Raw genomic sequence first — 11,804 nt, forward strand, 5'->3', positions numbered from 1 at the left:
GATTTGATGCAGCCGAAAGTTGAGACTATTCAGCTACCTGATAATTAGGCCAATGATGATAATGTTGAGGATATATGCTGTGGTGTAACATTTAATTGTTGAATGAGATGATCAGCAATAAACTCAGCATCTTTAGCAACATCCATAAAACGTCCTGAACCCCATGTGTTTAACCAAGGTAAACCAATAAAGCTTACTTCAGGGTCAACGGTAATACCGCGATCATGTTTTGGATATCCATTTGTCTGGAATATATCTAAATCAATCCAAGAATAGTCTGGTCTAAATCCGATACACCAAATGATCGAAGTGATGTTCTCTTCAACTAAATCAATATGGGTAATTTCCTGTTCTGGCTGCCAAAGTGGCTGATATACAGATGCTGGCTCTTCAGTCACAATATTATTTTTCTCTAGATAGTCATCAATAGAGGCATTAATACGATTGTAAGTTGCATCTGCCATGTCTAGGTTCTGGATTAAATCTGGACGGAAGACAAACTGTCCTTCCTTATAGTCCTCAAATCGTCCAAACAATCGCATACCTTCTAATGCAAATTTACGTAGATCAATATCACGACCACCATCTCGCCCAGTCACATAATGATTAGTGCTGTTACGAACCTCTTCACTATATCGGTGATCTTTGACGGTTGTTTCGTAATAACCCATTTCATAAAGCCACTTCACTACGTCTTTACCACGATAAAAACGCGCACAGCGTGGTGCATCTCCCGTAGAAAGATAAACCTTTTTACCTGCCAAATGTAAATCTTCTGCAATTTGGGCACCTGATTGTCCTGAACCGACAACCAAGACATTACCTTCAGGTAACTGTTCCACATTAAAATATTGTTCTGAATGCATTACCAACACTTGTTCAGGGACTTGATCACTTAGTTTTGGATAAATTGGGGTGTGATAACCACCAGCCGCTACAACTAATTGTTTCGCAGTCGTTGTGCCTAAACTGGTTTCAATTTCAAAGTGTTGAGGTGCAATTTTTGCAACATGCTTAACCTGAACATTCAATAAAACTGGTGGATTCAGTTTTTCAATGAAGTCGTCGAGATATTCAACAATTTCATTTTTTTTCATAAATCCATCAGGGTCATTGCCGTTATATGGATGCTCTGGAAGCAAACATTGCCAATTGGGGGTAACCAAAGTGAAATTATCCCACCGTTTACTGCGCCAGCTATGGGTCAACTCTGATTCTTTTTCTAGAATCACATGATCAATTCCTGCTTTTTGTAAATAATGACTGATACATAACCCTGCCTGGCCACCACCAACAATCACGACATCATAATTTGGTTGTAAATCTTGAATTTGCATATTAAGCATCTTGTTCCCCTTATTCATTGTGCATTTCAGTAATTTCAATTTGGTCTTCGTCTTTTAAGGCGAATAAGTTAGCTTGGCGTTTAATCGTGGATAGGCTGTCCATGGCTGAACTACATGCAAAGCCATAACGTACTCGTACTCGTTCTGATGCAGCAGATAACCCATCTTCAGCCAACTTTAAAAACTGTATTGCTGGATATGAATGTCCTTTAGCTAGATATTCATAAATCACCGTGGATGGAGAGTAATATTGAATCAGCTCGCCATTCGGCCATTTCACGGTAAAATTCACGCTAGGCATATGCTGCCTCCTTCTCTATCGGCTCAATCGGATCCGACTGAGCCTTTAACTTTTTTAAAATTTCAGCATAGTTAAAACCAGTAAATGTTTGCTGATGAAAATCCCAAAATTGAGCATTTTGCTTCTGATCATGCACATAAACTTTTCCACTGGCATTACTTTCACCAATCACTGCACAGCAGATACCCTGACTGTCAAATAATTCAATGATTTCTTCGCATTCGCCTTCATCAGCTGTCAGCAAAAAACCATAACTAGGAAAGATTTGCAGCCACGTCTGCCAGTCCACATTTTGTGGTTTTGGAATTTTTTGAAGGTCTATGTCTGCGCCACTTTGCGTTGCCTCAAGTAGCATGAGCAGGCTGCCTAAAATGCCTGCATTACTAATGTCGCGTGCGGCATATACGATTCCTTGTTGTGCAAGTTGCGGCATTACTGAGAGCTGTGCTTGCAAAATACGTCCCGATACACGTTCAAAGCATTTCCAATAGACAGTGTTAGGATGAAATTGACCTTGTAGATTTAAAGCAATCAAAATCTTTTGCTGTGGTTTAACATGCAAAACCGACAATAATTTCTGTGCTGTTCCTTGAATGGCAACGGATAAAGCAGGCTGATAACTTTCAGCGATATTGCTATGCCCACCAATCAATGCAACATCATAAGCAGTACAAGCATCTTGCATGCCTTGCATTAATAATTGAGCATGCCCAACATTTGTATGCCAAAAGCTATTTACAACAGATAATGCACGACCACCCATTGCTGCAATGTCACTGATATTGGCCATGACTGCAGACCAACCCGCAAAATAAGGATGATTAGCAACAAAACCAGGCAACATCCCTTCACACGCATGTAAAATATATTGTCCTTGGACAGCAACAGCGGCAGTATCATCTCCAGGATAAGCGTATAAAGCTTGCAGAGAATTCACTTTATCCAGATTTGGGATCATTACACTTTTAGCAATCACCTGTTTTGATTGCATAGCTGGAGTTTGTCTCAAATATTCAAGAAGTTGATTGAGTGACATCATCATTCCACCTCTTTTTGCATATAAGCCTGCATGACCACATGCTGTAGCGGATAATGTTCAATTTGAGCTTGCATCATCATATGTGGAATTTCAGCAACCATTAATTCACAGACACTGTTCCAACATAATTTCTGAAAATAACGCTCATTTTGTTGCTGTACAGTCGCTAAGAATGTTTGACATCCTAGATTTTTTGCCGTCGACACTGCTGCATTAATCAGCGCTTTACCAATAGCATGATGATGGCGGTATAATGGCTCTACACATAAACGCCCACCCCACCATGTATTTGCTCCATCCGGGAAGATCCGCACTGCACCTATGACATGATCATGCTCACCAAACATTTGCCCAATCGCAACAATACCTAGAGCTTTAAAGTCATATTCATCACGGTCTTCTTTTAGAATCTTTTGTTCATCGCGAAAAGTTGCCTCTCGCAGGCGATAATATTGACGACGTTCCCAGTCTTCAGTGACCACCTTGATAACAATGTCATCTGTGACAAACTGTTTAAGGTCTTCATTTAATTCTATTAACCATGGATAACCAGAAAGTTGCATACTGTTTCTCCTACTCATAAGCTTTCAGTGAAGAACATGCTCCACATTTGGCACAACCCGCTTGAGTGTCTTCCGAGTTAAGCCCATGTAGACGGAGTTGCTCACCAATTTTTGGATAGAGTGCCTGCATAAAGGCTTGCTCAGGTTTTGAATGATGTTCAAGTGCTGTTCCCTGAATTGGTACAAATGGCACTACAAACGGATAAACGCCCATCTCGGTCAAGTTGGCAGTCATTTCAATGATTTCTTTTTCTGTATCGCCTAGCCCAGCTAAGATATAGGTACTTACTTGCCCCCGACCAAATACCTCAACTGCCGCCTTAAATGCTGCAAAATATGTATTAATTGAAACTTCTGCTTTACCCGGCATAATTTTATGACGTACCCGATCACTCACCGCTTCAAGATGCATACCAATTGACACCGCACCTGCATCTTTTAACTTTTGAAACCATGCAAAATCATCGGGTGGCTCACATTGCACCTGTATAGGTAACTTCACTTCAGCACATATTGCTTTTACACTGTCATATAAAATCTCTGCTCCACGGTCTGGAGTATTAGGTGTGCCAGTGGTAATGACCATTTGCTGTACACCATCGAGTTCCACAGCTGCTTTTGCAACTTCTGCGAGCTGTTCAGGACGTTTCCGAATTAAAGTACGACCACTTTTTAAAGATTGGTCAATCGAACAAAATTGACAAGCCGTAGCTTTATCATTCATACGAATGCAATGTTGTAATACTGTTGTTGCCAAGACATCGTGGCTATGCAAAGTTGCAATTTGCTCATATGGAATACCTTCGTCTGTAGTTAAGTCATAAAACTTTGGACGAGATGGGGCTGTTAATGTTGCTACAGGAATCCGGTTTTTAAATACGATCACTTGGTCAGAATCTGGATCAGCTTTGGCACTGTATGGAGACTCTTGTGCAGCTAGATTCAACACTGGAATCATCATCGTCTGCCCATCTAGGCTGAGTGCCTTATGATCACTTGGCCCTGCACCGCCTTTACGAGATAGACCAAATTCACCATCCCATTTCAGACCGTTACATTGCAAATCAGTCAAAAGTTGTATTGCAGACATACTCACCCCTCTCTATAGAATTGGTTTAATAAGGCTTAAACCTGCTCTTCCGTAAATCTGGAAATCTTTTCAAGATTTGTTAAATCCAAGGATTCGACTTTAAGTTCATGTAGTACCTGTGTCGGACGACGATCAATCAATAAACTTAATAATTCTGGACGGCTATAATGACCAACCGAATCCATCATGCGTTTACGTTTATCAATTAATGAAAAGTCTAAGTCAGCGATACAATAACCTTCACCCTGAGTAACAGGTTCGGCTAGAAATTTCCCTTCAGGCGATACAATAGCAGTGAAGCATCCACCTGAAATTGGACCAATTTCACAACCAGTGTCTTTCATAATTTGTTGTTGTTGCTCAGGATGTAGCCATGCCGTCGCATTAACTACGAAACAACCTGACTCCAAAGCATGGTGCTGAATAGTGGCACTGATCTGATCAGCGAACACCTGTCCGACTAATGAACCAGGGAACATGGCAGCATGAATCTGTTCTCCATCTGCCATTAAGGCAAAACGTGCCAAAGGGTTATAATGCTCCCAGCATGCCAGTGACCCAATACGCCCGACAGCAGAATCAATCGCACGCAACCCACTGCCATCGCCTTGTCCCCACACCATACGTTCATGATAAGTTGGGGTAATTTTTCGACGATGCTGAATAATCGAGCCATCAGCATCAAATAACAGCTGTGCGTTGTAGATTGTTCCACCCGCGCGCTCATTAATCCCAATAGAAACCACCATTTTTGCTTCAGCACAGGCTTGACCAATCGCAAAGGTTGCTTCAGAAGGGACAACCACAGATTCATTGAGAAGCTTTAAATGTTCCTTACCCATTGCAAACGGTGGTTGTACAAAAGAAAAGTAAGGGTAATAAGGCACTACCGTTTCAGGAAAAACAGCAAACTGTACGCCTTGTTTACCTAGCTCTAAAATCGTATTACAGATTTTTTGTACGGTTTCCTTTTGGCTATAAAGCACTGGACTACACTGTACTGCTGCTGCTTTTACAATCTGATTCATGTCTTATTCCCCTTTCTTAAATCTTTAAACAGTCCAAGTATCAATGATCAGTGCATTGTCACGACGCATCAGTAATTTCAAGTCCATTACATCTAAAGGATTGATTGGACGAATCCCTGGCATTAATGCTTTTTCGGTTTGACCATATAGCGCTTGTAATGCGAATCGGCAGGCATAAACTTCACCACCTTCTTCCATAAAGGCTTTAAGCTGATTATTGACCGCCAAATGTCCAGGAAAAGCTTCAGCACCTAAAGTTGGGAAACCACGTTGTACCCCCAACTGAACACCTGGACCGTAGAGCAAAATTTTGGTTTCAAAACCTTTGCGTAATAATCGTTTTGCTTGTAAGACATTAACCAAGCCAATAGAACCTTCAAAGGCAACGGTGTGGAAAGTCACCAATGCTTTTTCACCCGGCTGAGCTTTTACATCCTCAAATACTTTTTCTTCATAATCGACAAGAAAATCACCATCTTTGTATTGTTCAATATCTACTTTAGGCATAGCCGTTCCTCATATCTACGGTTTCGATTCAACCAACTGTTTTGGTCTATCCGTGTTATTGCGAGAGCTGTGCCAAGATCTATTTTCTGGTAGGAATTAATTTTTATGTCATTGAAATATAATAATTAATATTTTCAAAACTGCTCTTTTAGATGATAAATATAGTGCTGGAAGGTTATGATTTTTCGTAGTATTATGAAATTTCATAACCTATTCTATGAAATTTCGTAGCATGAATAATACCGACTTCATTTCCGATTGGGTTACTACTGAGAATTCAATTCGTCCACTTGCATTTGAACACACCTCTCAAGCCTTACTCGTTTTAGACCCACATCAAAATCAGTTTATTGATGTAAATATTAGTGCTACGAAATTACTCCGCTATGAACGCCATGAGCTGATTCAAAAAACTATCACCTCTATTTTTGGTCATTTTAGTCAACTCCCAGACTTAGTGGCATTTACAGAAGAAACACTAGCTAAAGGCTATGCATGGAATAATGAGCTATATGCTTTTGATAAAAATGGAGAAAAAATTCAATTCGATGTCAGCTCTGTTTCAATCCCATATAAGAATAAGACTCTGCTCATTTGGTCCTTAGTCGATGTCAAAGACTTAGAGCTACGTCAACTGAATAAAAATGCAGATAAAGTCATTCGTGCAGGGCTTAAAGAATGGCAAGCTCTACAAGAACTTTTTATTGATTCTGACACTGGCAAGCATTTGCTGCTAAGCTCAGTAGGTGATGGAATTTATAGTATCGATAAACAAGGATTATGTACCTTTATAAATCCCGTTGGCGCGAGAATGCTAGGATTAAAACCAGAAGATGTGCTTAGTAAAAATATCCATAAAATACACCACCATACTCATGAGAATGGTACGCACTATCCTGTCGAGGAATGCCCAATCTACGCAGCTGTACACGATGGTGTAGTACATGAAGGAATACAAGAGATTTTCTGGCGACGTGATGGCAGTTTTTTTCCTGTGGAATTTACAAGTACACCAATCATCCGTGAAAGCGAGATCATTGGTGCAGTTGTAGTCTTTAGAGATATCAGCGAACGCTTAAATACAGAAAAACAACTCACCCATGCTCTTAACGAACTACAAGACTTAAAAAGTCGACTAGAACAACAAAATGAATATTTACAGGAAGAGATACTACAAGAGAATCAATATCATGAAATTGTGGGAAATAGTGCCTCAATTTTACAAATCATTGAAAAAATTAAAGTAGTTGCTTCTACTGATGCCAATGTCATGATTTATGGCGAATCTGGTACAGGAAAGGAACTGATTGCACGTGCAATCCATCAATCTAGTCATCGTAAACAACAACCTCTTATACGTGTTAACTGTGCAGCCATCCCCTCAGAACTATTTGAAAGTGAATTTTTCGGGCATGTTAAAGGCGCATTTACGGGAGCAGTGCGTGATCGAGCGGGGCGATTTGAACTTGCAGATCAAGGAACATTGTTTCTAGATGAAATTGGTGAAATCCCACTAGAATTACAAAGTAAATTATTAAGAGTATTACAAGAAGGAACATTTGAACGAATTGGTGAAGAAAAAACTCGCCACGTTGATGTCAGGATTATTGCAGCGACTAATCGTAATCTCAGAGAAGAAGTTAAGCTCAAAAATTTCCGTGAAGACTTATACTTCCGCTTGAATGTATTCCCGATTCACTCACCCGCCTTACGAGATAGAAAAGAAGATATTCCTCTATTAGTTTCACACTTTACCAAGCTGATCAGTGAAAATCGTAAAGTGCCTTATTTACCTTTTTCACAAAAACACATCCTCGAACTGCAACACTATGACTGGCCGGGTAATATTCGAGAATTACAAAATGTGTTGGAGCGAGCATTGATTACTGCCAAACATGGCGCTGTTTCATTTAAATATTTACTGGAACAAGAATCCTCTCAGACTATGCAGCACAATCACGCTACAGCAATTGAGCAAGTCCTATCGATACAACAGCTTAAACAGTTAGAAACTGAAAATCTTCAACTGGCAATCAAACAATGTGAAGGTAAAATTTTTGGTGATGAGGGTGCAGCTAAGCTTTTAGGGATTAATCCAACGACACTGATTTCAAAATTAAAAAAATTAGGTATTAAATATTAATGGATATTCAATACCTTACCAACAAATGAATAATCACATTGGGATAAAGCAATGGAAATCAATAGAATTGGTGATATTTCTGCTTTTGTAGCTTCAGTCAGATATGGCAGTTATACTCTTGCAGCGAAACATTTAGGTTTATCACGATCTGCTATTGGTAAAAGTATTGTTCGTTTAGAAGAACAAATGAAAGTGCGACTATTAAATCGAACGACACGAAGCTTAAGCTTGACTGATGAGGGGCAAATTCTCTTTGATTATTGCCAGCAGATTTTAGAAGGTTTAGAAGATTTAGAAGAAGTTGATCATGTAATGGCTTCACGTCGCCTTGAACCGATTGGTACTTTAAAAATTACAGCTCCTCACTCACTTGGAAATCGATATATTTTACCCATTTTAGACACCTTTCTAAAAAAATGGCCTGGATTAAAAGCAGACATTTCTTTTACAGATCGCTTTGTTGACATCATTGAAGAAGGCTTTGACATAGGTATTCGTGTTGGTGAACCCAAGGATGATTCTCGACTTTTAACACGGACCATCGCATGGCAAAAAATGCAGACATGTGCATCACCACAATATATTAAATTACATGGTTCCCCCCAAACTCCAGAAGATTTAGCAAAATTTGATACAATTTTTCTAAATGGTAGCAACAATCGTAGAAGCTGGAAATTCAAGACAGACTCGGGGATCTATGTTTTTGAAGGTCCTGAGAAGATGAAAATCGATAGTTCAGATGCTATCTTGGCATCTGCAGTTTCAGGGTTTGGTATCATACAACTACCCACCTATATCACACAAGAAAGTATTGATCAGCTCCAACTTATTCCTCTTCTTGAAAAATATACAGTTGAACCCGAGCCTATTCGCATTATTTATCCAAGCAAAAAACATTTGTCTCCAAGAATCAGAATGTTTATCGATTACCTCGTTGAACAATGGACTGTATTGCCTCCTTGGGAAAGAATAGACTCAGGCACTAAAACTTGAGTCTACAAAAAAATTTTGATTAATTAGGGCTTTGTTGCACAAAGATTTCATAACTATATGATTTTAAAAGTTTTGATTATTTCTTGATCCAAAATTAAATTTATTTAAATCAGATGCTTACATATTTATGCAACAAAGCCAGTCAGGAATATTCCTTTCCGTATAATAAACATTCCACATCTCTCTCTCCTTTAATATGCTTACGCACTCAGAATTTTTTATTTTGTCGAAAGCATAACTACTATCATGCACTCCCAACGAAGACAAATATTGAATTAACTTACCTCTTGTCATTACGAATTTCCTTTAAATATGGATTATTAGGATCTAAAAGTTCCTGAACAGATTTTGGCAACTTATACTGAGTTCCTTGGCCAGGTTGTCCAAACCATGGTAAGATTTTTGATTCAGCTGTAGGAGTAATAGGCTTTATAACTTCATATTGCCTATAAGGTTTATTTAATGAGCTAAAAGGTAATGCACGTTTTTCAATTCACATGGATTTATTCATTTTTCTTGCTTCATCAGCTACCCTATAAAAAATTTCTGAAGCTATATCATCTAAAGGTTCAATTTCCCTTACTGTCTGTACCCCAATAATAATTTCAGATATTCGACTTTTATCAATATCCATATTTTTTTCAAAACTTATTAAATATTCAATTTGGTTATAAATAGATTTCAACACAATTAAATCTGGATATAAACCTATTAGATTCTCGCATTTTTCTAGTGCAATATAAAATAGTTCTAGCCGTTTATTCATTAATCACTTCACCTGTTTTAAATTTTCTTTGTTTGGAACAAAATACTGTGTACCACCACCTTTTGCTGGATAAGGTTTATTCGGATCAGTCCATGTATCAACAATTTCTTTAGCTTTTGATTTAAGCACCTCTGTTTCCTTTACTGGAGCAAAAGTAATTGGCACTCTTCCTGCTGGGTTAATTCCTAAATGGTTTGCTGGAGTACCAACTGGTGCAAAATAATTGCCAATTCTACCATCTTTAATATGTTGCACATATTTTTCATCTATTTTCAATATCGAATAAAAGCGTTAGTAAGTTCAACATCATTTTTAATTGGTTTAATATTCACTGATATTTCCTCATTCTTATAGTGTCCTCCAATTCCCAATACCTAGAAACAGGAGGATAGACATCAATATAGCTATTCTAATTTACGAGTATTATTTCAGCTTTGAATAAAACTTATTCTTACTATCATACTGATAAGGTACAATTTTATTTACTTTAACCATCTGACTATTGTCGTTCAAATCCGTTCCCTGATATTGAATCTGGAATGGATAAAATGGTTGTCCATTTTTGTTAACTTTGATTGCTGAAGAATAGCCGTACTCTGGTTGTTCTGAAACTTTTCCTTCTTCGAACATTTGTTCAACAATATAGTCGTCTTCATTTAACAGAAGAAGTGACCACACGCTTTCCCCATAACCATTGCCGTAATAACCATCAATGGTATAGCTTCCTAGTGTATTGTTTCCAAAAGCTTGTAAGTTCTTTTTAAATTCTTGAGCATTCCATGAGGTTCGACCATATCCCTCTATACTTTCAATTCCCCCTTGGGCTGTTTTTGAAATCATTTGGAATTGTCCATTGTCCAATTTTTTAAAGAGATATAATTCCAAAGTGCCTCGTGTAGCATGTGAAGTTTCTATCCTCCCTTCGATTGCTAAAGTCACTTCCACAGGGACTAAATAACGGGCTTCCCCCTGCATATTCTGGTAAGTAATAATAGGCGCGATACTGATTACAGCATCAGTGAGATCATCCAAGTCGCTAGGCTTATTAACATAGTAGTATTTGCCACTTCCCCAGTAATCATCTTTTCCTCTTTCTCTGGATGATGTCACTTTATAAAAACTTCGAGCAACGGTATCTGTACTTAGGTTAGGGAGTACAACTTGCTTAAAGTTCTTAGGTTCAAGCTTGGATGTATCATAGTATTTAATGGCTGTTGTAGCTGTTTGTACTGATGTCGTTTGAACAGCATTGAGCTGCTGTGCTTTATTAGCCTGCAATACATTGTATAACTTGACCGCTTCAGGTTGTCCCTGCCGTGCAGCACTTTGCAACAAGGTAACGCCCTTTTTTGCATCCTGTGGTACACCATCCCCATTAAGATACATGACTGCTAATGCGTACTGTGAAGGAGCAAAACCATTCACTGCTGCCTTGGAAAACCATTCAGCCGCTTTTTTATGATCTACAGGTACACCTTTCTTTCCTAAGTAGTAAAGCATTCCCATATTATGGTGACTTTGATTATTATCTCCTTTGGTCACGACTTGTGACAGTACATAGTTCAGTCCTGCCGACAGGTTCACTTTCTTGGTTTCAGCAGATACTGTTGAACTGGTCATTACCATACTGTTAGCGACAGCAAGATGGAGTATTAATTTTTTCATCTGATTCTTATCCTTATTAATCATTCACATTAAACCAGTAGGAATATTCTTTAGGCTGACCATTCACCAAGACATTGCTGAGTTTGACGTCGTAGATCACATTCAGTTTCAAATCGTCGAAGTTAAATTGGATATGGTTAGGAACTCCGATATTTTCATAGCGTATATTGCTGATCTTCTGTTTAGCTCCACTACTTCGTTCAGTGACAACAACAGTGGCTTTGGCGTAATCCACATTTCGATTGGCAAAGAAATTCTTTTGATCGGTTAAAACTGAAATCGAGAGAATTGAACCCGCCATATAATATTTGGCTGGATAGTTGTGGTAGGGATAGGCAATCACACCGAGTGGTGCAGTGGTTG

Annotated in this window: 13 protein-coding genes and 1 pseudogene; 2 read left to right on the top strand and 12 right to left on the bottom strand. The window is 38.6% G+C overall.

Annotation, left to right across the window (positions count from 1 at the left end; genetic code table 11):
* Positions 1-44 precede the first annotated feature (44 nt).
* From F957_RS08485 to F957_RS08455, 7 genes are read right to left on the bottom strand one after another with little or no spacing between them, the layout of a single operon-like run.
* Positions 45-1,346, bottom strand: coding sequence for an MSMEG_0569 family flavin-dependent oxidoreductase (locus F957_RS08485; protein ID WP_016541981.1), 1,302 nt, complete (start codon positions 1,344-1,346; stop codon positions 45-47).
* Between the two features lie 10 nt (positions 1,347-1,356).
* Positions 1,357-1,647: an MSMEG_0570 family nitrogen starvation response protein gene (locus tag F957_RS08480; protein ID WP_008941947.1), complete on the bottom strand. Its 291-nt coding sequence runs from the start codon at positions 1,645-1,647 to the stop codon at positions 1,357-1,359.
* Positions 1,640-2,686, bottom strand: a complete 1,047-nt coding sequence (locus F957_RS08475; protein WP_016541980.1) for a sll0787 family AIR synthase-like protein — start codon at positions 2,684-2,686, stop codon at positions 1,640-1,642. The genes F957_RS08480 and F957_RS08475 overlap by 8 nt, the downstream gene beginning before the upstream one ends.
* Positions 2,686-3,249 carry an MSMEG_0567/Sll0786 family nitrogen starvation N-acetyltransferase gene (locus F957_RS08470; protein WP_016541979.1) on the bottom strand — a complete coding sequence of 188 codons (564 nt, stop codon included), beginning with the start codon at positions 3,247-3,249 and terminating at the stop codon, positions 2,686-2,688. Before F957_RS08470 ends, F957_RS08475 begins: the two co-directional genes overlap by 1 nt.
* A 10-nt stretch (positions 3,250-3,259) precedes the next feature.
* Positions 3,260-4,339, bottom strand: a complete 1,080-nt coding sequence (locus F957_RS08465; RefSeq protein WP_002058083.1) for an MSMEG_0568 family radical SAM protein — start codon at positions 4,337-4,339, stop codon at positions 3,260-3,262.
* Between the two features lie 35 nt (positions 4,340-4,374).
* Entirely contained in the window at positions 4,375-5,367 is a 993-nt protein-coding gene (locus tag F957_RS08460; RefSeq protein ID WP_016541978.1) for a Nit6803 family nitrilase, read from the bottom strand.
* Positions 5,368-5,391: 24 nt separating this feature from the next.
* Entirely contained in the window at positions 5,392-5,874 is a 483-nt protein-coding gene (locus F957_RS08455) for an MSMEG_0572/Sll0783 family nitrogen starvation response protein (protein WP_002058090.1), read from the bottom strand.
* Between the two features lie 217 nt (positions 5,875-6,091).
* Between F957_RS08455 and F957_RS08450 the strand changes: the two genes are divergently transcribed.
* Both F957_RS08450 and F957_RS08445 read left to right on the top strand, forming a co-directional pair.
* The gene (locus F957_RS08450) at positions 6,092-8,017 is read left to right on the top strand and encodes a sigma 54-interacting transcriptional regulator (RefSeq protein WP_016660412.1); all 1,926 of its coding nucleotides are present in this window, start codon (positions 6,092-6,094) and stop codon (positions 8,015-8,017) included.
* 51 nt (positions 8,018-8,068) lie between these two features.
* The gene (locus tag F957_RS08445; RefSeq protein WP_016541976.1) at positions 8,069-9,010 is read left to right on the top strand and encodes a LysR family transcriptional regulator; all 942 of its coding nucleotides are present in this window, start codon (positions 8,069-8,071) and stop codon (positions 9,008-9,010) included.
* Positions 9,011-9,290: 280 nt separating this feature from the next.
* Here the strand turns inward: F957_RS08445 and F957_RS22135 are convergent, their stop codons facing one another.
* From F957_RS22135 to F957_RS08425, 5 genes and pseudogenes are all read right to left on the bottom strand, one after another.
* Positions 9,291-9,503: a TNT domain-containing protein gene (locus F957_RS22135; RefSeq protein ID WP_081377758.1), complete on the bottom strand. Its 213-nt coding sequence runs from the start codon at positions 9,501-9,503 to the stop codon at positions 9,291-9,293.
* Positions 9,504-9,776 carry a hypothetical protein gene (locus F957_RS08440; protein ID WP_008941961.1) on the bottom strand — a complete coding sequence of 91 codons (273 nt, stop codon included), beginning with the start codon at positions 9,774-9,776 and terminating at the stop codon, positions 9,504-9,506.
* Between the two features lie 3 nt (positions 9,777-9,779).
* On the bottom strand, positions 9,780-10,031 hold the full coding sequence (locus tag F957_RS08435; RefSeq protein WP_010589574.1) for a polymorphic toxin type 46 domain-containing protein: 252 nt from the start codon (positions 10,029-10,031) through the stop codon (positions 9,780-9,782).
* Positions 10,032-10,199: 168 nt separating this feature from the next.
* Complete coding sequence (locus F957_RS08430; protein WP_004682117.1) at positions 10,200-11,441, bottom strand: tetratricopeptide repeat protein; 1,242 nt, start codon at positions 11,439-11,441, stop codon at positions 10,200-10,202.
* 16 nt (positions 11,442-11,457) lie between these two features.
* Positions 11,458-11,804 (bottom strand): annotated as a pseudogene (locus tag F957_RS08425) (CAP domain-containing protein); the annotation flags it as partial.

The organism is Acinetobacter gyllenbergii CIP 110306 = MTCC 11365, from assembly GCF_000413855.1.
GTDB lineage: Bacteria > Pseudomonadota > Gammaproteobacteria > Pseudomonadales > Moraxellaceae > Acinetobacter > Acinetobacter gyllenbergii.